Origin of the sequence: Actinomadura sediminis, from assembly GCF_042675525.1 — a bacterium.
Lineage (GTDB): Bacteria > Actinomycetota > Actinomycetes > Streptosporangiales > Streptosporangiaceae > Spirillospora > Spirillospora sediminis.
In genome coordinates this window covers 1-25,625 of record NZ_JBHTJA010000056.1, presented here as the reverse complement: position 1 = coordinate 25,625, position 25,625 = coordinate 1, and the positions used below count along the sequence as shown (strand labels likewise).

The following is a 25,625-nucleotide window of genomic DNA, read 5'->3' as shown; positions in this document are numbered from 1 at the left end:
ACAGGAGGAAAGAGTTGAACGACCGCAACGAGGTCTCGCGCAGGCGCGTCCTGCAGATCGGCGGCGCCGCCGCCGTCGCCGCGGCCGCCGCGCCCGCGCTCGGGGGAGAGACCGCCGTCGCCGCCGCCAAGCCCGGGAACGGGCACGGCGGGCACGGCGCGTTCGCCCGCCCGTCGGCGGCCGTCCGGCCCCGGTTCCGCTGGTGGTGGCCGGACGCCCACGTCGACCCGGCCGAGATCCGCCGGGAGATCGACCAGATGGCCGACGCCGGGTTCGGCGGCGCGGAGATCGTCGCGCTGCACCACAGCATCGACGACAAGTCGCTCCTCGACCCGAAGAAGCACGGCTGGGGCACCGACGCCTGGAACGAGGCCGTCGAGGCGGCGCTCGACCAGGCGCGGCGGCGCGGCGTCACGGTCGACCTGACGATCGGCCCGGCGTGGCCCGCGGCCGTCCCGTCGATCACGCCCGACGACGAGGCCGCCGTGCAGGAGCTCGCGTACGGCGCGGCGACCGTCGCGGCGGGGGCGACGCACGACGGGCCCGTCCCCGAGCCCGTCGCCGCGCCCGCGGCCGGCGTCACCAAGCGGCACCTCGTCGCGGTGCACGCGGTCCGGCTCGACCCGGCGAACGACACCCGAAAGGAGACCGGCCTCGCGCCCGCCTCCTTCCAGGACCTGACCGCGAAGGCCGCGAACGGCCGCATCGCCTGGACCGCCCCGGCGGACGGCGACTGGGTGCTGCTGTCGTACTGGCGGCGCGGCAGCGGGCAGCGGCCCGAGTCCGGCCCGCACACCGACCCGCCCAGCACGGTCGTCGACCACTTCAGCAAGGCCGGGACCCGCGCGGTCACCGCGTTCTGGGAGGCGAAGCTCCTCACCCCGCGCATCCGGAAGCTGATCCGGCGGGCCGGGTGGACGCTGTTCGAGGACTCGATCGAGCTGGAGACCGACGCCCTCAACTGGACGCCCGGCCTGCCCGAGGAGTTCCGCAAGCGGCGCGGCTACGACCTGATGCCGTACCTGCCGGTCATCGTGCGGCACGACGAGGACACGATCTACACCTACGACGCCGCGACCACCTCGCACGTCCGGCACGACTTCTGGCTGACGATCTCCGACCTGTTCGCCGAGAACCACTTCGCGGCGATCGCGAAGTGGGCGCACTCGATCGGGCTGGAGTACCGGGCGCAGCCGTACGGGCTGGAGACCGACTCCATGCGGGCGGCGGCGATCCTGGACGTCCCCGAGGGCGAGTCGCTCGGCTTCAAGAACCTCGACGACTACCGGGCGCTCGCGGGCGGCCGGGACATGGCGGGCCGCGAGGTCCTGTCGTGCGAGGCGGGCGCGTACCAGGGCGGCGCCTACAACACCACGTGGGAGCGGCTGCTGCTCACCATGGGCGGCGCCTACGCGGCCGGGCTGAACCAGACCGTCCTGCACGGCTTCTCCTACGCCACCGCCCCCGGCGCGAACTGGCCCGGTTTCGCCGGGTTCACCCCCTACAGCGGCAACATCGGCTACTCGGAGTCGTGGGGCCCGCGGCAGCCGACGTGGCGCCACGTCCCGGACATCGCCGCCTACATGTCGCGCATCCACCACACGATGCGCACCGGCACGAACCGCATCGACGTGGCCGTATTCCGGCAGAAGGGCTACACCAAGACGGGCATCGGCGCCGGATGGTTCACCAAGGAGGGCGTCCCGCTCGGCTGGACGCACCAGTTCATCAGCGCGCCGCTGCTCGACCTGCCCTCGGCGACCGTCCGCAACGGCCGTCTCGCCCCGGACGGCCCCGCCTACAAGGTGCTGTTCGTGGAGGGCGACCGGTTCGCCGGCAAGGAGTGCACCCTCCCGCTGGACAGCGCCCGGACGATGCTGAAGCTGGCGAAGGCCGGGCTGCCGCTGGTCTTCCTCGGCGACTGGTCCGCGGCGACCGTCCCCGGCCTGGAGCGCGACGGCGAGAACGCGAAGCTGCGGGCCGTCCTGGGGGAGCTGTTCGCGCAGCCCAGGGTCCGCGTCATCGCCACCGAGGCCGACGTCCCGGGCGCCCTCGCCGACCTCGGCGTGAAGCCCGCGGTGTCCTACGCGCGCAGCTCCACGCTGCTCGTCGCCCACCGCGAGGACCGCCGCGCCGACTACTACTACCTGGTCAACGGCAAGCACGCCGACCAGGTGAAGCCCCCGGTCGCGCCGATCGACCACGAGGTCGCGTTCACGCGCTCCGACCGCCGCGCCGTCCCGTACCTGCTGGACCTGTGGACGGGCGAGGAGCGGCGCGTCGCCGTCTACAAGGAGGACGGCGACAAGGTCACGCTCCGCATCGCGCTCCGGCCCGGCGAAGCCGTCGTGATCAAGCTGGCGCACGGCGGGAACGCGCCGCACGCCACCGCCTCGGACGCCGAGCTGCGCGTCGAGCGGAACCGGCTCGTCGCCCGCGCGACCGCCGCCGGGACCTACGCCACGACCCTGCCGGACGGGCGGACGGTCCGGACCGAGATCCGCCGCGTCCCCGAGGCGCGCGAGCTGACGTCCTGGCGGCTGCGCGTCGAGGACATGACGCCCGACGGCGTGAAGCGGCACGACCTGCGGCTCGACGCCCTCAAGCCGTGGCCGCAGATCCCCGAGCTGGCGGACGTCTCCGGCATCGGCACCTACACGACCACCGTCGACTGGGACGGCCGGGACGGCGCCGCCGGAGCGATCCTCGACCTCGGCGAGGTGTTCGACACCTGCCGCGTCACCGTCAACGGCCGCCGGCTGCCCGCCGTCAGCGTGCTCGTCCCGAAGGTCGACGTCGGCCCGTACCTGCGGCGCGGCCGCAACACGATCGAGGTCGAGGTGGCGACGACGCTGAACAACCGGCTGCGCGTCGCCGACCCCGACGTCTACGGGAACGCGCGCCGGCAGGACTACGGCCTGATCGGCCCCGTCCGCCTCGTCCCCTACGCCGAGGAGGCCGTCCGCACCCGCTGACCCGCGACCACCCGGAGACACGTGCGGGAGGGCGTTGGCCCGCCCTCCCGCACGCCGAATCCCTCATCCCCGTCCTGCTCAAGACCGGAATTGCGAGGAATCCATGCACTCCAGAGTATCCAGGCGCCGCCGCGGGGCGGCCGCCCTCGCCCTCGGGCTGTCCGCCCTGGTGGCGGCCCAGGGAACCGCCCTGGCCGACCCCGGCCACGGCAATGGGAACGGCAATGGGAACGGGCACGGCGCCCGCCCCTGGGAGAAGTACATCCTGTCCCCGTCGAAGTCGCGGACGCTCCGCCCCGTGTCGGTCTTCCGCACGACCGGGACCGTCCACGACGCCGCGGCCGTCCTGAAGGGCCGCCGGACGACGCTCAGCGGCGCGGGCGCGTCGATCACGCTCGACTTCGGCAAGGAGGTCGGCGGCCTCACCAGCCTGCACTTCGCCGGCTCGGACGGCGCGCAGCAGGTCGGCGTCGCGTTCGCCGAGTCGTCGGTGTACGTCGGCACGACCAGTGACGCGTCCACGGGCGGCCCCCGCTCCCGCGACGGCGCCCTCACCGTCGACGTGGACGGACGCACGTCCTACACCACGCCCGACCAGCACCTCCGCGGCGGTTTCCGGTACCTGACGATCTTCCTGAAGACCGCGGGGACGGTCGAGCTCGACGCGGTGTCCCTGCACTTCACCGCCGCCCCGAAGATGGCGGACCCGGCGGAGTACGCGAACTACTTCTACTCGTCCGACGACCTGCTCAACCGGATCTGGTACGCCGGGGCGTACACCGTCCAGCTCAACACCATCTCGCCGAAGCGCGGCCGGATCTGGGAGCCGCCCGCGGAACTGTGGGACAACACCGGCACCGTCGGCGTCGGCGACACGATCCTGGTGGACGGCGCCAAGCGCGACCGGACGGTGTGGCCGGGCGACCTCGGCATCGAGGTCCCCGCCGCCTACGCGGCGTTCGACGACACCGAGTCGGCCGAGAACGCCCTCACGACCGTGTACCGGCACCAGCGCGACACCGGCGAGCTGCCGTACGCGGGCCCCGAGCTGGACAAGTACGGCTCGGACACCTACCACCTGTGGACCCTCGCCGCCACCTGGGACCACTACCTGCACACCGGCGACCGGCGCTGGCTGGCGACGATCTGGGACGACTACACCGAGGCCGTCGACTTCATCACCGGCAAGATCCGGGCCAAGGGCCTCGTCCACATCACCGGGACGAGCGACTCCGTGCGGATCCTCGCCAAGGGCGAGAACCTCCTCGCGAACGTGCTGACGTGGCGCGTCCTCGACACCGGCGCCGAGATGGCGAAGGCGCGGGGCGACCGCGACCTCGCCCGCTCCTACGCCGAGCGCGCCGCCGCGATCCGCGAGGCGATCGACGCCCACCTGTGGGACGAGGAGGCCGGGGCCTACCGGTTCTACCCCGACTCCGCCATCCACCCGCAGGCGGGCAACTCCGTCGCGGTCTGGTACGGCCTCGCGGGCGACGCCAAGGCGCGGCGCATCAGCGACCGCCTCAAGACGAACTGGACGTCGATCTCCTCCACCGCGCCCGAGAACAAGGGCAACCCGGGCGTCTTCTCCGGGTCGATGGAGGTCAACGCCCACTTCAACGCGGGAAGCCGTGCCGCCGACCAGGCGGGCGTCGACATCATCCGCCGCCAGTGGGGCTACATGCTGGACCACCCGGAGGGCACCAAGAGCACCTTCTGGGAGTCGTTCCGCAACCTGGAGGACGGCTGCGTGCACTGCAGCTCCTACGTGTCCCTCGCGCATGCGTGGGCGACCGGCCCGACCCCGGCCCTGACCTTCAACGTCCTCGGGCTGAAGCCGACCGGCGCCGGCGGGCGCACGTTCGACTTCGTCCCGCACACCGCCGACCTGACGTTCGCCAGGGGCAGCATCACGACGACGCTCGGGCGGGTCGAGGCGTCCTGGAACGTCTCGAAGCACGGCGTGTTCACCGCCCGCCTGGACGCCCCGCGCCGGGCGAGCGGACGCGTCGGCGTGCCGACGTTCGGCGAGCGCGTCGAGGTCCGGGTGGACGGCCGCCTGGTGTGGGACGGCCGCCGGGCGCACGCCCGCGGCGTCTCGTCCGACGGGACCTACGTGTACGTCGAGGGCCTGCGCGGTGACCACCGCGTCCGGAGCGAGCGCGCATGACGGCCGCTCCGTTCACCCGCCGCGCCTTCATCGGCACGGCGGGCGCCACCGCCACCGCGCTCGCCCTCCCGGCGGCGCCCCCCGCGCTCGCCGCCGCCCGGCACGGGCACCCGGCGGGAGGGGCCCTCGCGCCCTTCCCGCTCTCCGACGTCACCCTTCTGGACGGTCCGTTCCGCGCGAACATGGAGCGGACCTGCGCCTACCTGAAGTTCGTCGACGCCGACCGGCTGCTGCACACGTTCCGGACGAACGCCGGGCTGCCGTCGTCCGCCGAGCCGTGCGGCGGGTGGGAGGCCCCGGACGTCCTGCTGCGCGGGCACTCGACGGGCCACCTGCTGTCGGGGCTCGCGCAGGCCCACGCGAACACCGGCGACGACGCGTTCGCCGCCAAGGGCCGGTACATCGTCGCCGAGCTGGCGAAATGCCAGGCTGCGGCGTCGTCGGCGGGGTTCACCGCCGGCTACCTGTCGGCGTTCCCCGAGTCGGTGTTCGCCGACCTGGAGTCCGGCGGGAAACCGTGGGCGCCCTACTACACGATCCACAAGATCATGGCGGGTCTGCTCGACCAGTACACGCTGAGCGGGAACCGGCAGGCCCTGGACGTCGTGACCCGCATGGCGGCGTGGGCCGAGGCCCGCACCGGCAAGCTGTCCCACGAGCGGATGCAGCAGATCCTGCGCGTCGAGTTCGGCGGCATGAACGAGGTGCTGGCCGCCCTCCACCAGGTGACCGGCGACCCCGCCCACCTGCGGACGGCCCGCCGCTTCGACCACGAGGAGATCTACGGGCCGCTCGCCGAGCGCCGCGACGCCCTCGACGGGTACCACGCCAACACCCAGATCCCGAAGATCGTCGGCGCGATGCGCGAGTACGAGTCGACCGGCGACGCCCGCTACCGCGACATCGCGGCGTTCTTCTGGCACACGGTCGTCCACCACCACACGTACGTGATCGGCGGCAACAGCAACAACGAGATGTTCTGCCCGCCGGACCAGATCGCGTCCCGGCTCGGCTCGGACACCTGCGAGAACTGCAACAGCTACAACATGCTGAAGCTGACGCGGCTGCTGTTCCTGCACGACCCGGACGATTCCGCGTACATGGACTACTACGAGCGGACCCTGCTGAACCAGATGCTGGGCCAGCAGGACCCCGAGTCCGAGCACGGGTTCGTCACGTACTACACGGGCCTGTGGCCCGGTTCGCAGCGCGAGCCCAAGGGCGGTCTCGGCGCGGCGCCCGGCAGCTACAGCAGCGACTACGACAACTTCTCCTGCGACCACGGCACCGCCATGGAGACGCACACGAAGTTCGCCGACAGCATCTACTTCCACACGAAGGACGAGCTGTACGTCAACCTGTTCATCCCCTCCGAACTGACGTGGCGGGAACGGGGCATCGGGCTCGAACAGGAGACCGACTACCCGTACGCGGAACGGACCCGGCTCACCGTGACGCACGGTTCGTCCCGCTTCGTCCTGAAGCTTCGGATTCCCGGGTGGCTGGGCGCGCGCGGGCAGGAGCCGCACGTGCGCGTGAACGGACGGGCGGTGCCGCTCCGCGCTCGTCCGAGCCGCTACGCCGAGATCGAGCGGCACTGGCGGCGCGGCGACGTCGTCGAGCTGTCGGCCCCGATGGCCCCGGTGTGGCGCAAGGCCCCCGACAACCCGAACGTGCAGGCCGTCACCGTCGGCCCGGTCGTCCTCGCCGGACGGTACGGGGACCGGGCGCTCGCCACGTTCCCGGCGATCGACCCGCGGTCGCTGCGCCCCGACCGCCGCCGCCCGCTGCACTACACGGCGAAGGCCGACGGCGCCGACGTCGAACTGAAACCGTTCGCGGACGTCCAGCACGAGCGTTACACCGTCTACTGGCTGACGCCCGCGCACCGGCACCGGCGAGGACTGCTGGCGCACTTCCCGCTGCGCGGCCGCAGCCTCGCCGACGCCACCGGCCGATGGCCGGACGCGACGCTCGCCGCCGGGGCGTCCTGGGCCGGGGACGGCGACGCGGTCGTCCTCGACGGCGCGGGCGGCCACGTGCGGCTGCCGCCCGGGCTGCTGCGCGGCCTGGACGAGCTGACGGTCGCGCTGCGGGTCCGGCTCGACTCGCTCGTGAACAACGTGCGCGTCTTCGACCTCGGCTTCAATCGGGAGACGTACTTCGCGCTCACCGCCCGCACCGGTTCGGGACGGGCGCGGTTCGGGATGCGCGTCACCGGCATGGAGGGCGAGGACGTCGCCGACGCCCCGTCCGCCCTGCCCACCGGGGCCTGGACGCACGTCGCCGTCACGGCCGGGAACGGCTCGGCCGTCCTGTACATCGACGGCGCCGAGGCCGCGCGCAACGACGATCTCGTCATGAGCCCCCTCGCGCTCGGCGCGACGACCGCGAACTACCTCGGCGACCAGCAGGACACCCGCCGCCCGCACCTGCACGGCGCGGTGTCCGGCTTCCGCCTCTACGACCACGTCCTCACGGCGTCCGAGATCTCGGCTCTGGCCGACACCCAGTAGGAGCCCCGTTGCCCGATACGAAATCGTCCAAGAAGAAATCGTCCAAGAGGAAACTGCGCGGTCTCGCCGCCGCGGCGGTCACCGTCGCGCTTCCGCTCACGCTCGTCTCCGCACCCGCGCACGCCGCGGGCGGCGTCCGTCCCGTCGGGCTGGAGGCGTTCCACCTGAACGAGGCCCTGGGGATCGACGACACGACCCCGCCGCTCACCTGGCGGTTGCGCGGCGGCCGGAACGTCGTCCAGGCCGCGTACCAGATCCAGGCCGCCACCAGCGAGCGGTCGCTGCACCGCGGGCGGCCCGACCTGTGGGACTCCGGCCGCGTGGAGTCGGAGTTCCCGCAGGCCGACTACGCCGGGAAGAAGATCGGCAGCCGCACCCGCGTGCACTGGCGGGTCCGCGTCTGGACGGACGGGCGCCCGTCCGGATGGTCGTCGCCGTCCTGGTTCGAGACCGGCCTGACCGCGCAGAGCGACTGGCGAGGCCGGTGGATCACCCAGGAGGACTGGCAGATCAAGGACAAGGAGCCCGACCCGATCGTGGTCGAGCTGCCCGACACCACCGCCCGGTTCGTCCGGTTGAACGTGACGGAGCTGGGGCTGCCGCTGGAGGAGACCCTCGACGGCGGCACCCACCGGCTGGCGCTCGCCGAACTCGAGGTCCGCGACTCCGGCAACCCGGACACCAACCTCGCGAAGGGACGCACCGTCACCGCGTCCGACACCGGCGGGGACGTCAACCGCAAGTGGGCGACGCGGCACCTGACCGACGGCACCCGCACCACGAACCAGGAGAAGGCGGGCTGGCGCAGCTCCGCGCACGGCGACCCGGACGTGTCGGACGAGCCGCTCGCGCTGACCGTCGACCTCCGCGAGGCGCGGACGTTCGACCAGGTCGTCCTGTGGCCGCGCACCGACCGGCCCGCCGAGGGCGGCAAGGCGCCGCACACGCCCGCCGACTTCACCGTCGGCACGGCCGACGCCGCCGGCGGCCCGTTCACGACCCGCGAGCAGGTCGCGGACCAGGAGCCGCCGGAGGCGATCGTCCCGGAGGCCATGCCGATCTTCGCGAAGGACTTCCGGCTGCCCGGCGGCGTCCGCGACGCCCGCCTCTACATCGCCGGCCTCGGCGTCTACGAGGCGCGGCTGAACGGGCGCCGCATCGGCGACGCCGAGCTCGAACCCGCGAACACCGACTTCGCCGACCGCGTCCAGTACGCGACCTACGACGTGACGAAGCTGCTGCGCTCCGGCGGCAACACCCTCGGCGTCGAGCTGGGCAACGGCATCGCCAACGTGATCTCCACGCCCGACCGGTACCGCAAGTTCGCCGACACGTTCAGCGACCCGAAGATGACCGCGCAGCTCGAGGTCACCCTGCGGGACGGATCCGTGCGGCGGATCGTCAGCGACGGAAGCTGGAAGACCGTCCTCGGGCCGGTCACCTTCTCCAACTGGTACGGCGGCGAGGACCACGACGCCCGCCGCGAGCGCCCCGGCTGGGACCGCCCCGGCGCGTCCCGCGAGGGCTGGGAGGACGCCGTCCCCGTGGCGGCGCCCGGCCCGCTGACCGGCCGCATGTCCGAGCCGGTCCGCGTCATCGACGAGCTGCCTGGCCGTGAGGTCGGCTCCGGCGACGGCTACAAGGTGTTCGACGTCGGCCGCAACATCGCCGGCCGTCCCGAGATCACGATCGACGCGCCCGCCGGGACGTCCGTCCGGGTCCTGCCCGCCGAGAGCCTCAAGGACGGGCGCGTCAACCAGTCGATCAGCAACGTGGGCGCCCCGATCTGGGACGAGTACACCACCCGGTCGTCCCGCCCGGAGACCTGGCACCCGCGGTTCTCCTACCACGGCTTCCGCTACCTGGAGGTCCGGGGACTGCCGGAGGGCGCGTCGATCCGCGTCAACGGGCAGGTGCTGCACGCCGACAACGACTCGGCCGGCTCGTTCGGGTCGTCCAACGATCTGATCAACGGGATCCACGGGCTGGTCCGCCGCGCCATCGAGGGCAACATGATGAGCGTCTTCACCGACTGCCCGAGCCGCGAGAAACTCGGCTGGCTGGAGCAGGACCACCTCGTCGGCCCGACCCTCGCCGCCAACTACGACGTGCACGCGCACCTGCGCAAGGTCGTCCAGGACATGGCGGACGCCCAGACCGAGACGGGCCTCATCCCCTCGACCGTCCCGGACTACACGGTCCTGGCGGGCTCGTACCGGGACGACTCCAACTGGGGCGGCGCGTTCGTCCACGTCCCGTGGCAGCTGTACCGGGAGTACGGCGACGTGGAGACGATGCGGACGTACTACCCGCAGATGAAGCGGTACGCCGCGCACATCGAGGGCCGCGTCGAGAACGGGCTGACGGACTACACGCTCGGCGACTGGTTCAGCCCCGACCGCACGTTCCCCAAGCTCGTCTCGGGCACGTTCGGCTGGTGGAGCCTCAACAACACCCTCGCCGAGATCGCCGAGACGCTCGGGAAGCCGGACGAGGCCGCCGCGTTCCGCGCCAAGGCCGACCTGAGCGCCAAGGCCCTGTCGGACGAGCTGTACGACCCGGAGACCGGGACGTTCGGCGGCGGCGGGCACGGCGCGGAGGCGATCGCGCTCGACATGGGCGCCGTCCCGGACGACCAGCGGCGGCGGCTGCTCGACCACCTGGTCTCCTCCATCGAGGAGAAGGGCTGGAACCTCGTGCTCGGTGAGATCTCGCTGCCGTCCGCGCTGCGCGTGCTGCCCGACGACGTCCTCTACAAGATCGCGACCCAGACCGACAGCCCGAGCTACGGCTTCCAGGTCGTGCACGGCAACACCGCGCTCGGCGAGACGTGGGACGGCGGCAGCGGCCAGTCGCAGAACCACTTCATGCTCGGCGCGATCGACGCCTGGTTCAGCGGCCACCTGGCGGGGATCCGGCAGGCCGACGGTTCGGCGGGCTACCGGAAGCTGCTGATCGCACCGTCCGTCGTCGGCGATCTGACGAGCGCGTCCGCGACGCGGCGGACCCCGTACGGCGAGGTCCGCTCGTCGTGGAGGCTGGAGGGCGGCCGCGTCACGCTGAAGGTGACCGTCCCGGCGGGCAGCACCGCCGAGGTCCGCGTCCCCGGCCGCGACGCGCCGGTGACCGTGGGGTCGGGGAATCACACGTTCCACGGCACGGCCTGACGTGCGGGCCGCTCCCGGGCGCGGGCCCGGGAGCGGCCCCGCTCACGCGGCGTCGAGCGCGGTGGCCTGGGCGATGTAGTCGCGCAGGGCCGCCTCGTTGAGGTCGGCCCCCGGCTTGATCTTGACGTGCCGGGTGCGCTTGCCGACGCCCTGCAGCAGGCCGTGCGGGTCGTCGAACTCGGCGCCGCGCTCGAACGCGAACGTCAGGTGCGTCTTGCTCGGGCTGATCACGGCGAGGATCTTCGCGCCGCGCCAGGCGGGGGAGCCGTAGGTGAGGCATTCCGTGGCGTCCGGCGCGGCGTCGGCCATGAGGGCGCGCAGGGCGTCGACGGTGCCGCGGTGCTTCGGGTCGAGCTTGGTGTCGATGTAGACGTCCACGTCCGTGCTGCTCATGGCCGGGTCCCTTCGGGGCGGTGTGCGTTCCGTGTGCTTCCACGATACAATCACGGAGGTTGATAGTCAATATTCGTGACTAAATTGGGGGGAACGTGGACGAGGACAGGGGAGGTCCCGACTTGGGCATGCTGGCGGGTCAGCTGATGCGCGCGCTCCAGCGCGAGCTGTTCGAGCGGCTGGCCGAGCAGGGGCACCCGGACGTGCGCCCGCGGCACGGGACGGTCCTGGCCTTCCTCGGCCGGGACGGCGCCCGCGCGACCGAGCTCGCCGCGCGCACCGGGCAGCACAAGCAGATCATCGGCACGATCGTCGACGAGCTCGCCGAGCTCGGCTACGTCCGCCGGGAGCCCGACCCGGACGACCGCCGCGCCAAGCGGGTCGTCCCCACCGAGCACGGCCGGGACGAGATCGCCAAGGCCCGCGCGATCCTCGCCGACATGGAGCGCCGCCACGCCGAGAACCTCGGCGCCGACCGCTACGCCGCCTTCAAGGAGGCGTTCCAGGAGGTCGTCCGCTCGCAGCGCGACCGGGCCTGACCTCGGCGCACTCGGGGCCGGGGCGGAGCGCGTCCGGGCCGGGGCGGACGCGGATATGATCAAGATTTCGACCATCGTGGGCGCAGTGCCCGGTTCGGAGGCCGTCCGCCGGGCACGAACGCCACCGCACGTGCACGCCAGAGGGGGGACGGAACCGTGACCGTACCGAACGTGGACCTCATCGACGGCCGCGCCATGCCGCAGCTGGGCTTCGGGGTCTTCCAGGTGCCCGACGACGAGGCCCAGCAGGCGGTGACGACGGCGCTGGAGAACGGCTACCGGAGCATCGACACGGCCGCCGTCTACCAGAACGAGCGCGGCACCGGACGGGCGCTGCGCGCGTCGGGCGTCCCGCGCGAGGAGCTGTTCGTCACCACCAAGGTGTGGAACGGCGACCACGGGCGGGACAGGACGCTGCGGGCGTTCGACGCGAGCCTGGAGCGGCTCGGTCTCGACTACGTCGACCTGTACCTGATCCACTGGCCGATGCCGCACCGCGGGACGTACCTGGAGACGTGGCGGGCGCTCGAGGAGCTGCGGCGGGACGGGCGCGCCCGCTCGATCGGCGTCTCGAACTTCACCGTCGAGACGCTGCGGCACGTCCTGGACGAGACCGACGTCGTCCCGGCGGTCAACCAGATCGAGCTGCACCCGTACCTGCAGCAGGCGGGCCTGCGCGCCTTCCACGCCGAGCACGGCATCCGCACCGAGGCGTGGTCGCCGCTCGGGCAGGGGAAGGGCCTCCTGGACGACCCGGCGCTCGCCGAGATCGGCCGCGCGCACGGCCGCACGCCCGCGCAGGTGGCGCTGCGCTGGAGCCTGCAGCTCGGCAACGTCGTCATCCCGAAGTCGGTGACGCCGTCGCGCATGGCCGAGAACATCGACGTGTTCGGGTTCGAGCTGACCCCGGACGACATGAAGCGGATCGGCGACCTGGACAAGGGCGCCCGCGTCGGCCCGGACCCGGCGACGTTCGACGCCGGGGCCTGATCACCCGATCGTCAGCCGGGCCCGGTACCGCGCGGCGGGCACCCCGCCCTGCCGCGCCGCGGGCGCCAGGCGCAGCAGGCGCACCGTGCGCCCGCCGACGGTCGTCTCGGCGGCGAACCGGCGGTTGGTGTGCAGCTCCCGCTCGACGGGCGACGCCCCCGCGGCGGTGACCTCGACCGTCACCGTCGCGTCGCCCTCCCAGGCGCAGGTCACGTCCTCCGGGCACCGGCTGTCCCGCGGGACGCCGGTGAACCGGACCGCGAACCCGCCGGCGGTCCGCGCCGTGTCGCCGGGGGCGAGCGTGAACTCCTCACCGGCCCGCACCGTCCGGTCGCCGTCCGGCGCGGGATCGCCGCACCCGACCACCGCCGCCGCGGCGCCGAGCGCCGTGATCGCGATCAGCAGCCGCAACGCCATGTCCCCTCCTCGGGCGATGGACCGGTCTCCCCTCCGACGCACCCCGCCTCCCGCCCGGTTCCGGCGGCACCCGGCGCGCACGGAGCTCCGTTCCGCCGCTCGTGCGGCCGGCCGCCCGCACCCTGCGGAAACTCCGGAGAGTACATGATCGTAACGTTGTGTGCATGGAGGACGGGCGGGGGAGCTGGGTCGGGCCGGACGGGTTGCGGGTGACGGCGGTGCGGCTGGCGGGGGCGCACCGGGTCTGGGCGGAGTTCATGGGCGTGCGGGGGGACAGCGCCCTGCTGGTGACCAGGGACGGGACGCTGGTGGGGCGCGGCTATTACCGGACGGTCGAGGAGCTCTCCGCCGTCGTCGATCTCGCGGAGCTGTACCTGCGGTGACCCGTGCGCGGGCTCGGGCTTGCCTAGGGCGCCGCTCATCGTGTAAACGTTTACAAGCACAGCTCTGAAAACGATTACACGCGGATCGCGCAGGGAGGCGGGATGGCGGGCGTCAAGGACGTCGCACGCCGTGCGGGCGTGTCGGTCGCGACGGTCTCGCGGGTCCTCAACGACAGCGCCCGGGTGACGGCGGAGACGCGCGCGCGGGTCCTGGCGGCCGTCGCGGAGCTGGGCTACCGGCCCAACGCCGTCGCCCGCTCGCTGCGCACCGACACGACCCGGACGATCGGCCTGGTCATCGGCGACATCCTCAACCCGTTCTTCACCGAGCTGGCCCGCGCCGTCGAGGACGAGGCGCGGGGCGCCGGGTACTCGGTGGTGATCGGCAACGCCGACGAGCGGGCCGACCGGCAGGACCACTACGTCCGCACGCTCCTCGAGCAGCGGGTGGACGGCCTGCTGCTGTGCCCGACGGCCGAGGTCACGCCGCTGGTGCGGGACGTCGTCCGCGACGGCGGCCCGCTGGCGTTCCTCGACCGGACGCTCCCCGGGCTGGACGTCCCGACCGTGCGGGCGGACGGGACGGCCGCCATCGGCGCGCTGGTCGCGCACCTCGCGGCGCTCGGCCACCGCCGGATCGCGTTCGTGTCCGGACCGGCGCTGCTGTCGACCGGCCGGGAGCGCACGGCGGCGTTCACCGCCGCGCTGCGCGCGTGCGGGCTGCCCGCCCGTCCCGAGTACGTGCAGGCCGGCGACTTCCAGGCGGCCAGCGGGCGGGCGGGCGCCGCGCGGCTGCTCGACCTGCCCGAACCCCCCGAGGCGATCTTCGCGGGGGACAACCTGATGGCCCTCGGCGCGCTGGACGAGATCCGCGCGCGGGGCCTCGCGATCCCGGGGGACGTCGCGCTGGCGTCCTACGACGACGTCCCCTGGTTCACCCATCTCGACCCGCCGATCACCGCGATCGGCCAGCCGGTGCAGGAGCTCGGCCGCCGGGCGGTCCGCGCGCTGCTGGACCGGATCGACGGCCGCCCGGTGGAGCCGGTGGTGCTGGACGCGCGGCTGGTGGTGCGCCGCTCCTGCGGCGAGCCCGCCGAACAGGGATCCGACGAGACCGAAGGGAGGCTCCCGCGATGAGCGGTGCGGACGAGATCCTGCGCGTCCGGGGCCTGCGCAAGACGTTCCCGGGCGTGGTGGCCCTGGACGGCGTGGACTTCGCGCTGCGCCCCGGCGAGGTGCACGTGCTGCTCGGCGAGAACGGCGCCGGGAAGAGCACGCTGATCAAGACGCTGTCCGGCGCGCACCGTCCCGACGAGGGGACGATCGAGGTGGCCGGGCGGGAGGTGCGGATCCGCTCCGCGCAGGACGCCGAGAACCTCGGCATCGCGACGATCTACCAGGAGTTCAACCTCGTCCCGGAGCTGTCCGTCGCCGAGAACCTGTTCCTCGGGCGGCCGCCGCGCCGGTTCGGGCTCGTCGACCGGCGCGCGATGAACGCCGCCGCGCGCGACCTGCTGGCGCGCGTGGGCGTCGCCGCGGACCCGGCCGACCGGATGGCGGGGCTCGGCATCGCCCGCAGCCAGATGGTGGAGATCGCGAAGGCGCTGGGCCTGGACGCCCGCGTGCTGATCATGGACGAGCCGACGGCCGTCCTCACCACCGGCGAGGTCGACCGGCTGTTCGAGATCGTCGCGCGGCTCCGCGACGAGGGCGTCGCGATCATCTTCATCACGCACCACCTCGAGGAGATCCCCCGGATCGGCGACCGGGTGACGGTCCTGCGGGACGGCCGTTCGGTCGCCGAGGTGCCCGCCGACACCCCGGAGGAGGAGCTGGTCCGGCTGATGGTCGGCCGCCCGATCGACGCGCAGTACCCGCGCGAGCGCACCGAGCCGGGCCCGGCCCTGCTCGAGGTCCGCGGCCTGTCCCGGGCGGGCGTCTTCCGCGACGTCTCGTTCGACGTCCGCGCGGGCGAGGTCGTCGGCCTCGCCGGGTTGGTCGGCGCGGGCCGCACCGAGGTGGCGCGTGCGGTGTTCGGCGCGGACCGCCCGGACGGCGGCGAGGTGCGGGTGGACGGCCGGGCGCTGCCGCCGGGCGACGTGCAGGCCGCGATGAAGGCCGGTCTCGGGCTCGTCCCGGAGGACCGCAAGGGCCAGGGGCTCGTCCTCGGCGCCGACGTGCAGGAGAACCTCGGCCTGGTCACGCTGGGCCGCGCCAGCCGCGGCGGCGTCGTCGACCGGGCCGGGCAGCGGCGCGGCGCGGGCGAGATCGCTGGCCGGCTGAACGTGCGGATGAGCGGGCTGACCCAGGAGGTCCGCACGCTGTCGGGCGGCAACCAGCAGAAGGTCGTGATCGGCAAGTGGCTGCTCGCCGACGCGAAGGTCCTGATCCTTGACGAGCCGACGCGCGGCGTCGACGTCGGCGCGAAGGTCGAGATCTACCGGCTGATCAACGACCTCACCGCGTCCGGGCACGCGGTGCTGATGATCTCCAGCGACCTGCCCGAGGTGCTGGGCATGAGCGACCGGATCCTCGTGATGGCGCGGGGCGGGATCGCCGGCGAGCTGCCGGCGGGCGAGGCGACGCAGGACGCGGTCATGGCGCTGGCCGTGTCCGGCCAGGACGACGTGGAGGAATGAAGGATGTCCACCGAAACCTTGCGCAAGCGGCCGGGCGGAGGCCCGGAGCGGGACGGCGGCGCGCCGCGCACGGCCGCGCGGCTGCTGGGTGAGAACGGCGCGCTGGCCGGCCTGGTGATCCTGGTGCTGGCCCTCGCCGTCGCGTCCGACGACTTCCTCACGGTGACGAACCTGCTGAACGTCGGCGTGCAGGCCGCGGTCGTCGCGATCCTGGCGTTCGGCGCCACGTTCGTGATCGTCACCGCCGGGATCGACCTGTCGGTCGGCTCGGTCGCCGCGCTGTCGGCGGTCGTCCTGGCGTGGACGGCCACCGAGCAGGGGATGCCGTGGCCGGTCGCGCTCGTGTTCGCGATCGCGGCCGGGCTCGCCGCCGGGCTGGTCAACGGCCTGCTGATCACCTACGGGAAGCTGCCGCCGTTCATCGCGACGCTCGCGATGCTCGGCATCGCCCGGGGCCTCGCCCTGGTCATCTCCGACGGCAGCCCGATCGCGTTCCCCGGCGCGGTCACCCGCCTGGGCGACACGATCGGCGAGTACCTGCCCGTCCCCGTCCTCGTCATGATCGTGATGGGGCTGCTCACCGCGCTGATCCTCGCCCGCACCTACAGCGGCCGCGCGATGTACGCGATCGGCGGGAACGAGGAGGCCGCGCGGCTGTCCGGCATCCGCGTCGACCGGCAGAAGCTCGTCACCTACGCGCTGTCGGGCGCGTTCGCGGCCGTCGCGGGCATCGTGCTGGCGTCCCGGCTGGCGTCCGCGCAGCCGCAGGCCGCCGAGGGCTACGAGCTGGACGCGATCGCGGCGGTCGTCATCGGCGGCGCGAGCCTGTCGGGCGGCAAGGGCCGCGCGTTCGGCACCCTGGTCGGCGCGCTCATCCTGGCGGTGCTGCGCAACGGCCTGAACCTGCTGTCGGTGTCGGCGTTCTGGCAGCAGGTCGTCATCGGCGTCGTCATCGCGCTCGCCGTCCTGCTGGACACCGTCCGGCGCCGCGGCGTGAAGTTCGGCCCCCGGACGTTCTGGGCGGGCGGCGGCGCGGCCGTCGCGGTGATCGTCGCCCTGTCCGCCGGGCTCGCGCTGACCGGCAACGGCGGCGGCGCCGCGGGCGGCACGAAGATCGGCCTGTCGGTCTCCACCCTCAACAACCCGTTCTTCGTGCAGTTCCGCGACGGCGCGCAGGCCGAGGCGGAGCGGCTCGGCGTCGACCTGACCGTCTCGGACGCGCAGAACGACGCGTCGCAGCAGGTCGACCAGGTGCAGAACTACGTCAGCCAGGGCATGGAGGCGATCATCGTCAACCCGGTCGACTCCGACGCCGCCGCGCCCGCCGTGCAGGCCGCGAACCGCGCGGACATCCCGGTGATCGCCGCCGACCGGACGGTCAACGGCGCCGGCGTCGCGCAGCTCGTCGCGTCCGACAACGTCGCGGGCGGGAAGCTCGCCGCCGAGGAGATGGCGGAGCTGCTGGGCGGCGAGGGCCGCATCGTGATCCTGCAGGGCCAGCCGGGCACGTCGGCGTCCCGGGAGCGCGGGCAGGGCTTCGCCGAGGGCATCGCGGCGCACCCCGGCATCGAGGTCGTCGCCAAGCAGCCCGCGGACTTCGACCGCACCAAGGGCCTGAACGTCATGACGAACCTGCTGCAGTCCCACCCGGACGTCGACGGCGTGTTCGCCGAGAACGACGAGATGGCGCTCGGCGCGATCAAGGCGCTCGGCGACCGGGCGGGCGGCGACGTCAAGGTCGTCGCGTTCGACGGGACCCCGGCGGGGATCGAGGCCGTGCGGAACGGGACGATGAACGCGACCGTCGCGCAGCAGCCGCGGCTGCTCGGGAAGATGGCCGTGGAGAGCGCGCTGAAGGCGGCGGACGGCGAGGAGCTGCCGGCCGACGCGCCGGTCCCGGTCAAGATCGCCACCCGCGAGAACGCCGCGCAGTTCGTCACCGACTGAGCCGGAGGAACACCGTGATGCAGGAAGTCGTCGTCGTCGGCTCGGTCAACGCCGACCTGGTCGTCAAGGTGGACCGGCGGCCCGCGCCGGGGGAGACCGTGCTGGGCTCCGACCTGGTCGTCCATCCGGGCGGCAAGGGCGCCAACCAGGCGGTCGCGGCCGCGCGGCTCGGTGCCCGGACCGGGATCGTCGGCCGGGTCGGCGACGACGGCCACGGCCGCCTGCTGCGGGACGCGCTCGCCGCCGACGGCGTCGACCTCGCCCACCTGGCGACGACGCCCGGCCCGAGCGGCGTCGCGCTGATCACCGTCGGCCCGGACGGCGACAACAGCATCATCGTGTCGCCCGGGGCCAACGCCCGGGTGTCCCCGGCCGACGTCGCCGCCGCCCGCGACATGATCGCGGGCGCGGCCGTCGTGTCGTTCCAGCTCGAGGTGCCGCTTCCGGCGGTGCAGGCCGCCGCCCGCACCGCCGCGGCGGCGGGCGGCCGGGTCGTGCTGAACCTGTCGCCGCCCGCGTCCGTCCCGACCGACCTGCTCGCCCTGTGCGACCCGCTCGTCGTCAACGAGCACGAGGCCGCGTACCTGCTCGGCGGCGGGGAGCCGGGGGAGCCCGCCGCGATGGCGCGGGCGCTGCTGGAGCGCGGGCCCCACTCCGTCGTCGTCACCCTCGGCGCCGACGGCGTGCTGGTCGCCGACGCGTCCGGCGCGGCGGCCGTCCCGTCCCCGAAGGTCGAGGCCGTGGACACCACCGGCGCGGGCGACGCGTTCACCGCCGCGCTGTGCCTGCGGCTGGCGCGCGGGGACGACCTGCGGGCGGCCGCCGCGTACGCGGCCCGCGCGGGCGCCGCCGCGGTCCGGCGGTCCGGCGCGCAGCCGTCCTATCCGACCCCGGACGAGCTGCCCTGACGCAGCTCGCCGAGCGCGGCGGCGACGTCGTCGACCTCGGCGCCGAGGTCGAACCGGCTGAACAGGTGCAGGTCGTCGGACGTCTCGATCTCCAGCAGCCGGGTGTGGAGCAGCAGCCGCCGCCGCTCGTCCACCCGGACGGCCGCGACCTCGTCCCACGGGATCCGCCGCCGGGCCGCGTAGCCCGCCACGACGGTGACGCCCGCGGCGTCGGCCGCGACCCGCACCGGCGCGAGCAGGTCGCGCAGCGCCAGCGCGGCCAGCCCGATCGCCGCCGCCGCGGCGAGCAGCAGGAACTGGCGGTCGCCGGCCGACACGGCCGCCAGGGCCGCGACGGCGACGGCGGCCGCCCACTTGGCCGCCGCCTGCGCCACGGGCACCCGCCATTCCCGTTCCGCCATGTTCGCCAGCCTACCGGCCAGGGAGTTCCAACCCTTTTCGCAGAAGCTTCGTGCGCCCTCTGCCGCGTCGTACCGGACGGCGGTCCGATATTTTCGGAGGCATGAGACTCGGCGTGCTGGACGTGGGCTCGAACACCGTGCACCTGCTCGTGGTGGACGCCCACCGGGGGGCGCGCCCGCTTCCCGCGTACTCCCACAAGGCGGAACTGCGGCTCGCCGCGCACCTGGAGGACGGCGACCGGCTCTCCAAGGAGGGCGAGAAGCTGCTGCGCGAGTTCGTCGACGAGGCGCTGCGGATCGCCGAGGACAAGGGCGTCGAGGACCTCGTCGCGTTCGCCACCTCGGCGGTCCGCGACGCCGCGAACGGCGAGGAGGTGCTGGCCCGCATCCGGGAGGAGAAGGAGGTCGGCATCGAGGCGCTGTCGGGCGAGGACGAGGCGCGGCTGACGTTCCTCGCGGTCCGCCGGTGGTTCGGCTGGTCCTCGGGACGGCTGCTGGTCGTCGACATCGGCGGCGGCTCCCTGGAGATCGCCGTCGGCATCGACGAGGAGCCCGACGCGGCGTTCTCGCTGCCGCTCGGCGCGGGCCGCCTCACCCGCGACTGGTTCACCGGCGACCCGCCGCCCGCCGACGAGGTCCGCAAGCTGCGCCGGCACGTCCGCGCGGAGATCGCCCGGCACGTCGGCGACGTCGCCCGCTACGGGCCGCCCGACCACGCCGTCGCGACGTCCAAGACGTTCAAGCAGCTCGCCCGCATCGGCGGCGCCGCACCGACCTCCGAGGGACCGTTCCAGCGGCGGGTGCTCGGCGGCGCCGACCTGACCGAATGGGCCGACAGGCTCGCGAAGATGCCCGCGGACGAGCGCGCCGACCTCCCCGGCGTGTCCGAACGGCGCGCGCCGCAGCTCGCCGCGGGCGCGATCGTCGCCGACGCCGCCATGGACCTGTTCGGCCTCACCGAGCTCGAGGTGTGCCCGTGGGCGCTCCGCGAGGGGGTCATCCTGGAACGCCTCGACGCCCTCACCTCCTGACGGCCGCCTCAGCGGAAGTCGCGGGTGCGGACGCGGCCCGGCACCGGCAGCCGCCGCAGCCGGTGCGCGCGGACGTTCGTCACCCCGTCGGCGCGCTCCACCCGCCCGCTCACCAGCAGCGCCTGCGCGTCGACCGCGAGGCCGCGGTGCCGCTCGAACACCGGCGGCGGGCAGATCACGTTGGCGATGCCGGTCTCGTCCTCCAGGCTGAGGAACACGATGCCCCCGGCGGTCGGGGGCCGCTGCCGGTGCGTGATGAGCCCCGCGACCAGCACGTTCGTCTCGGCGCGGACGTCCGCGAGCCGCCCGGCCGGCAGCGCGCCGAGCTCGTCGAGGGCGTCCCGGACGTGCGCGACGGGATGCGTGCCGGACACGCCGGTCGCCCACAGGTCGGCGAGGGTCTCCTCGACCGGGGTCATCGCGGGCAGGGCGGGCGCGTCGGTGCCGGGCGCGACCCCCTCGAGCTGCCCGGGGCCCGCGCCGGCCAGCGCGCCCGCCGCCCACAGCGCCTCCCGCCGCGACAGCCCGAAGCAGCCGAACGCCCCGGCCGTCGCGAGGGCCTCCAGCGCCCCCGGCGACAGCGGGACGCGCCGCGCGAGGTCCTCCATGTCCGTGTAGGGGCGGCCCGCCGCGACCGCCTTCGCCGCGTCCGTGCCCAGGTTGCGGACGCCGTCCAGGCCGAGCCGGATCGCGGGCTGCGGCTCCTCCGGCGCGTGCGGGTGCGCCGAACGGACCTCCACGGGTTCCTCCAGCGTGGGGTGGACGTCGCTGACGTTGACGTCCACGCCCCGCACCTCGACGCCGTGCCGCCGGACGTCCGCCAGGAGGCTGTTCGGGGAGTAGAACCCCATCGGCTGGTTCCGCAGCAACGCGGCCGTGAACGCGGCCGGGTAGTGGCGCTTGAGGTAGGCGCTCGCGTACACCAGGTGCGCGAAGCTCTGCGCGTGCGACTCGGGGAACCCGTAGCCGGTGAAGCCGAGGATCTTCTCGTAGACGTCCTCGGCGACGTCCGGCGGGATGCCGCGCTCGGCCATGCCGTCCAGCAGCCTGCGCCGCAGCCGTTCCACCCGCTCCGGCGCGCGTTTGGCGCCCATCGCCTGACGCAACCGGTCGGACTCCTGCGGCGTGAACCCCGCGCAGTCCACGGCGAGCTGCATCATCTGCTCCTGGAACAGAGGGACGCCCAGTGTGCGCGCGAGGGCGTTCTCCATCAGCGGGTGCGGGCACGTCGCGGGTTCCTCGCCCTTGCGGCGACGCAGATACGGGTGGACGGACCCGCCCTGGATCGGCCCCGGGCGGATCAGCGCCACCTCCACGACCAGGTCGTAGAACTTCTCGGGACGCAGCCGCGGCAGCGTCGCCATCTGCGCGCGCGACTCCACCTGGAACACCCCGACCGAGTCGGCGTCGGACAGCATGGCGTACACCGCCGCGTCCTCCGCCGGGACGGACTGCAGGTCGAAGCGGCGGCCGTGATGCTCGGCGACCAGGTCGAACGTGTCGTGCAGGGCCGACAGCATCCCGAGCCCGAGCAGGTCGAACTTCACGAGGCCCGCGGCGGCGCAGTCGTCCTTGTCCCACTGCAGGACGCTGCGGCCCGGCATCGTCGCCCACTCGATCGGGCACACCTCCCCGACGGGACGGTCCGCGATCACCATCCCGCCCGAGTGGACGCCCAGGTGCCGGGGGAGCGCCAGCATCCGCCCGGCCAGCTCCCGGACGGGCGCCGGGACGCGGTTCTCCGTCCCGACCGGGTCCCGCGAATCGACGCTCTTCGACCACGCGTCCTGCTGGCCGGGGGAGAACCCCAGCGCTCGCGCCGCGTCCCGCACCGCCATGCGCGGCCGGTAGCTGATCACGTTCGCGACCTGCGCCGTGCACTCCCGCCCGTACTTCCCGTAGACGTACTGGATGACCTCCTCGCGGCGCCGGTGCTCGATGTCGAGGTCGATGTCGGGCGGCCCGTCCCGTCCCGGCGACAGGAACCGCTCGAACAGCAGGCCGTGCCGCACGGCGTCCACGCCGGTGATCCCGAGCGCGTAGCAGACCGCCGAGTTCGCCGCCGACCCCCGCCCCTGGCACAGGATGCCCCGGCTCCGGCAGAACTCCACGATGTCGTGGACGATCAGGAAGTACCCGGGGAACCCGAGCCCCTCGATGACGTCCAGCTCCCGCGCGATCTGCGCGTGCGCGCCCGCCACCCGCTCCGCCTCCGGCGGCCCGTACCGCTCCCGCGCCCCGTCCGTCGCGAGCCGCCGCAGCAGGCTCGCCTCCGTGTGCCCGTCCGGCACCGGCCAGTCGGGGAGGCTCGGCGCCACGACGTCGAAGTCGAACGCGCACGCCCGCGCCAGCTCCACCGTCCGCTCCCGGACGCTCGGGAACCGCGCCAGCCGCGCCGCCATCTCCGCCCCGCTCCGCACGTGCGCCGCACCGGAGGCCGCGAGCCACCCCTCCATGCCGTCCAGGCTCCGCCGGGACCGCACGGCCGCGAGGGCCTGCGCGAGCCGCGCGTCCGCGCCCGGCGCCGCGTAGTGCACGTTGTTGGACGCCACCACGCCCACCCCCGCGCGTTCCGCGAGCGCCGCGAGGACGTCGTTGCGCTCGTCGTCGTGCGGCATCCCGTGGTCGATGAGCTCGGCGAACACGTTCTCCCGCCCGAACACCTCGACGAGCCGCCGCAGCTCCGCCTCGGCGGCCCCGGGCCCGCCCGCATCGAGCGCCGCCGGGACCGGGCCCTTGCGGCACCCCGTCAGCACCGCCCACGAACCCCCGTGGGCGTCGGCGAGCGCGTCCTCGTCGTACACCGGACGTCCCTTGCGGCCGCCCGCGAGCTGCGCCCGCGTGATCGTCGAGCACAGCCGCGCGTACCCCTCCGGGTTCCGCGCGAGCACCAGCAGATGCCGCCCCGCCGGATCGGGCGCCCCGGCGCGCGGGCCCGGCGCGCCGAGGGTCAGCTCCGCGCCGAACACCGTCGCGACACCGGCCTCCCGCGCGGCCTGCGCGAAGTTCACCGCCCCGTACATCCCGTCGTGGTCGGTGACCGCCATCGCCTCCACGCCGCGCCGCGCCGCCTCCGCGACCAGCGCCGCCGGGTCGTTCGCGCCGTCCAGGAACGAGAACGACGAGTGGCAGTGCAGCTCCGCCCACGGCACCCCGCCCTCGACCCGGCGCGGGACGACCGGTTCCGGCTCGGGCTCCGCGGGCCGCGGCGCCTTCGGCCGCCACGCCAGCCGCTCCTCCAGCTCGCGCCACGGCACCGGCGGGTTGAACCAGCTAGTCATAGGCGGCCTCGACGTGCCACCGGCCGCCCTCGACGGTGACGAGGTACGCCGCCCCGTCCTCGGTCACGACCTGGAACCGCGCCCGCCGCCGCGCCCGCTTGGGGTCCCACCAGCGCTCGTCCGCCGGCCACGGCCCCGCCCACGCGACGACCGCCGCCGTGCCGTCCCCGACGACGAGCGCGGCGGGCGGCGCCGACACCGTGCAGCGCGCCGACACCACCACGTCCGTCCCGGCCGCGTCCACGAGCCGGACGGGCACCGGCTCGGCCGGGACGACGGCCGGCGCGGGCACCGTGAGCCGCCCGGGCCACGGGCCGTCCCGGTCGTCCTCCGGCGGCAGGTCCCCGAGCGGCACCTTCACGACCTGCTCGCCGGGCCCGCGCCCGCCGGTCGGCACCGGCCGGGTGATCGCCCGGTGCCCCAGCAGCGCCTGCACCCGGTCCGCCGCCCGCGCCACCGGGTCGGTCACCCGCCCCCACAGCGCCTCCTGCCGCCCGGTGTCCGGGACGAGCTGGTCCGGTACGAGGGCGAGCCGCACCACCCCGCCCCACACCGCGTCCTCCGCGGGCCGCCACGCCGACAGCTGCCACCGGACCCGGTCGGCGACCGCGAGCGCCGACAGCAGCCCGTCGTGCCGCCACAGCCGCCGCGACTCCCGCCCGTCCGCGAACTCCACCGCGACCTCCAGCCGGACGCACGCGGCGCCCGCCGCCGCGAGCCCCGCGTGCAGCTCGTCCGCCAGCCGCTTCGCCGCGAACACCACCTGGTCGGCCCGCTCCGCGGGCGGGTCGAACACCGTGTGCGCCGCCAGGTCCGCGGCGCCGTCCACGGCCGCGAGCGGCCGCGGCTCCTCGCCCCGCGCGAGCCGGTGCGCCAGCGCCCCGTCCGCCCCGAACCGCGCCGCGACCCGTCCCGCGGGCAGCGCCGCGAACGCGCCGAGCGTCCGGATCCCGAGCCGCCACAGCAGCTCCGCCAGCTCCGGGCGGCCCAGCACCGCCGGCGGGTACGGCGCCAGGAAATCCGCCGCGCCGCCCTCCGGCACGACCAGCCCGCCGTTCCCGGCCCGCGCCGCCAGCTCCGCCGCGAACAACCCGTCGGCGACGCCCGCACCGCAGTCGTACCCCGACTCCACCACGGCGTCCTGCAGCACCACCCGCAGCGCCTCCTCGCCGCCGTAGAACCGTGCCGCGCCCCGCGCCGGGACCGCCAGCAGCCCCGGCCGCACCACCTCGACCTTCGGCGTCAGCTCCGCGACCGCCGCGACGACCTGCTCGAACGCCCGCCCCTCCGCGTCGGCGTCCCGGTCCCGCACGACCAGCCCCGGGCACCGCCGCTGCGCGTCCCGCAGCGCCTGCCCCCGCCGCACGCCCTCGGCCCGCGCCGCCGCCGAGCACGCCGCGACCCGCCCGCCCACGACGACCGCCCCCGGCGTCGCGGCGTCGACCCCGGCCGCCGTGACCGGCCAGTCCGGACACCACACCACGACCACCCGGCTCACGCCGGCCCCGTGCCCGCTTCGCGCGCGCCCGCGTCGCGCCGGCGGGCGGCGGTCCAGGCGGAGGCAGCGCCCTCGTGTTCGGCATCGGCCCGGGGGGAGACGCCTTGCCCGTGTTCAGGAACGCCGGGCCCGTGCTGAAGGGGCGCTTCGCTCGCGGGGCCGCCGCGCGAGCCCGGCGCCGTCGTGCCGGTCCGCCGCTGCGGGCGATGTACGGGGGCGCCCTCGCTGACGCGGGCGGGCCCGCCCACCACGTGGAGCGCGGGACGGGCGTCGTCGGCGGCGACCGTGCCGTCCGGGGCGGGGAGCCACAGGCGGGCGCGGCGGCCCCGCGGCGCGTCGCGGCCCTCGGCGACGACCTCGGCGCGTGGAC

Annotated in this window: 18 protein-coding genes; 13 read left to right on the top strand and 5 right to left on the bottom strand. The window is 74.4% G+C overall.

All coding sequences use genetic code 11. The annotated features are described in order from the left end of the window. The first annotated feature begins 14 nt into the window (after nucleotides 1-14). The 4 genes from ACFQ11_RS23995 to ACFQ11_RS23980 all read left to right on the top strand — a co-directional run bounded on the left by ACFQ11_RS23995 (nucleotide 15) and on the right by ACFQ11_RS23980 (nucleotide 10,828). The gene (locus ACFQ11_RS23995) at nucleotides 15-2,975 is read left to right on the top strand and encodes a glycosyl hydrolase (protein WP_378302325.1); all 2,961 of its coding nucleotides are present in this window, start codon (nucleotides 15-17) and stop codon (nucleotides 2,973-2,975) included. Nucleotides 2,976-3,078: 103 nt separating this feature from the next. Continuing rightward, nucleotides 3,079-5,145, top strand: a complete 2,067-nt coding sequence (locus tag ACFQ11_RS23990) for an alpha-L-rhamnosidase-related protein (RefSeq protein ID WP_378302322.1) — start codon at nucleotides 3,079-3,081, stop codon at nucleotides 5,143-5,145. After that, nucleotides 5,142-7,661 (top strand): glycoside hydrolase family 127 protein, encoded by a 2,520-nt coding sequence (locus tag ACFQ11_RS23985; RefSeq protein ID WP_378302320.1) that lies wholly within the window; start codon nucleotides 5,142-5,144, stop codon nucleotides 7,659-7,661. Before ACFQ11_RS23990 ends, ACFQ11_RS23985 begins: the two co-directional genes overlap by 4 nt. Before the next feature lie 8 nt (nucleotides 7,662-7,669). Then, nucleotides 7,670-10,828: a family 78 glycoside hydrolase catalytic domain gene (locus ACFQ11_RS23980; protein WP_378302318.1), complete on the top strand. Its 3,159-nt coding sequence runs from the start codon at nucleotides 7,670-7,672 to the stop codon at nucleotides 10,826-10,828. Between the two features lie 42 nt (nucleotides 10,829-10,870). Here ACFQ11_RS23980 and ACFQ11_RS23975 read toward each other — a convergent pair whose 3' ends face one another. Then, on the bottom strand, nucleotides 10,871-11,221 hold the full coding sequence (locus tag ACFQ11_RS23975; RefSeq protein WP_378302316.1) for a DUF1801 domain-containing protein: 351 nt from the start codon (nucleotides 11,219-11,221) through the stop codon (nucleotides 10,871-10,873). A 95-nt stretch (nucleotides 11,222-11,316) separates the two neighbouring features. On the opposite strand from ACFQ11_RS23975, the gene ACFQ11_RS23970 reads away from it, so the two are divergent. Beyond that, nucleotides 11,317-11,760, top strand: coding sequence for a MarR family winged helix-turn-helix transcriptional regulator (locus ACFQ11_RS23970; RefSeq protein ID WP_378302314.1), 444 nt, complete (start codon nucleotides 11,317-11,319; stop codon nucleotides 11,758-11,760). A 195-nt stretch (nucleotides 11,761-11,955) separates the two neighbouring features. Then, nucleotides 11,956-12,750, top strand: coding sequence for an aldo/keto reductase (locus ACFQ11_RS23965; protein ID WP_378302357.1), 795 nt, complete (start codon nucleotides 11,956-11,958; stop codon nucleotides 12,748-12,750). Here ACFQ11_RS23965 and ACFQ11_RS23960 read toward each other — a convergent pair whose 3' ends face one another. Continuing rightward, nucleotides 12,751-13,167, bottom strand: coding sequence for a hypothetical protein (locus tag ACFQ11_RS23960; protein ID WP_378302312.1), 417 nt, complete (start codon nucleotides 13,165-13,167; stop codon nucleotides 12,751-12,753). Between the two features lie 164 nt (nucleotides 13,168-13,331). On the opposite strand from ACFQ11_RS23960, the gene ACFQ11_RS23955 reads away from it, so the two are divergent. The 5 genes from ACFQ11_RS23955 to ACFQ11_RS23935 all read left to right on the top strand — a co-directional run bounded on the left by ACFQ11_RS23955 (nucleotide 13,332) and on the right by ACFQ11_RS23935 (nucleotide 19,044). After that, complete coding sequence (locus tag ACFQ11_RS23955; RefSeq protein WP_378302310.1) at nucleotides 13,332-13,550, top strand: hypothetical protein; 219 nt, start codon at nucleotides 13,332-13,334, stop codon at nucleotides 13,548-13,550. Nucleotides 13,551-13,652: 102 nt separating this feature from the next. Further along, nucleotides 13,653-14,687 (top strand): LacI family DNA-binding transcriptional regulator, encoded by a 1,035-nt coding sequence (locus ACFQ11_RS23950; RefSeq protein WP_378302308.1) that lies wholly within the window; start codon nucleotides 13,653-13,655, stop codon nucleotides 14,685-14,687. Beyond that, the gene (locus ACFQ11_RS23945) at nucleotides 14,684-16,189 is read left to right on the top strand and encodes a sugar ABC transporter ATP-binding protein (RefSeq protein WP_378302306.1); all 1,506 of its coding nucleotides are present in this window, start codon (nucleotides 14,684-14,686) and stop codon (nucleotides 16,187-16,189) included. The genes ACFQ11_RS23950 and ACFQ11_RS23945 overlap by 4 nt, the downstream gene beginning before the upstream one ends. 3 nt (nucleotides 16,190-16,192) lie before the next feature. After that, nucleotides 16,193-18,136, top strand: a complete 1,944-nt coding sequence (locus tag ACFQ11_RS23940) for an ABC transporter permease/substrate-binding protein (protein WP_378302304.1) — start codon at nucleotides 16,193-16,195, stop codon at nucleotides 18,134-18,136. Between the two features lie 17 nt (nucleotides 18,137-18,153). After that, nucleotides 18,154-19,044, top strand: a complete 891-nt coding sequence (locus ACFQ11_RS23935) for a ribokinase (protein WP_378302302.1) — start codon at nucleotides 18,154-18,156, stop codon at nucleotides 19,042-19,044. On the opposite strand, the gene ACFQ11_RS23930 is transcribed toward ACFQ11_RS23935, so the two are convergent. Continuing rightward, nucleotides 19,017-19,445 carry a PH domain-containing protein gene (locus ACFQ11_RS23930; protein ID WP_378302300.1) on the bottom strand — a complete coding sequence of 143 codons (429 nt, stop codon included), beginning with the start codon at nucleotides 19,443-19,445 and terminating at the stop codon, nucleotides 19,017-19,019. The genes ACFQ11_RS23935 and ACFQ11_RS23930 overlap by 28 nt on opposite strands. A 101-nt stretch (nucleotides 19,446-19,546) precedes the next feature. Between ACFQ11_RS23930 and ACFQ11_RS23925 the strand changes: the two genes are divergently transcribed. Then, nucleotides 19,547-20,476 carry a Ppx/GppA family phosphatase gene (locus tag ACFQ11_RS23925; RefSeq protein ID WP_378302298.1) on the top strand — a complete coding sequence of 310 codons (930 nt, stop codon included), beginning with the start codon at nucleotides 19,547-19,549 and terminating at the stop codon, nucleotides 20,474-20,476. A gap of 8 nt (nucleotides 20,477-20,484) precedes the next feature. Here the strand turns inward: ACFQ11_RS23925 and ACFQ11_RS23920 are convergent, their stop codons facing one another. Together ACFQ11_RS23920 and ACFQ11_RS23915 are read right to left on the bottom strand one after the other, a co-directional pair. Further along, the gene (locus tag ACFQ11_RS23920; RefSeq protein WP_378302296.1) at nucleotides 20,485-23,757 is read right to left on the bottom strand and encodes an error-prone DNA polymerase; all 3,273 of its coding nucleotides are present in this window, start codon (nucleotides 23,755-23,757) and stop codon (nucleotides 20,485-20,487) included. Then, nucleotides 23,750-25,255, bottom strand: a complete 1,506-nt coding sequence (locus ACFQ11_RS23915; protein WP_378302294.1) for a DNA polymerase Y family protein — start codon at nucleotides 25,253-25,255, stop codon at nucleotides 23,750-23,752. Before ACFQ11_RS23915 ends, ACFQ11_RS23920 begins: the two co-directional genes overlap by 8 nt. 104 nt (nucleotides 25,256-25,359) lie before the next feature. Here ACFQ11_RS23915 and ACFQ11_RS23910 point away from each other — a divergent pair. Next, the coding region (locus ACFQ11_RS23910) for a hypothetical protein (RefSeq protein WP_378302292.1) at nucleotides 25,360-25,625 on the top strand (266 nt) is incomplete at its 3' end.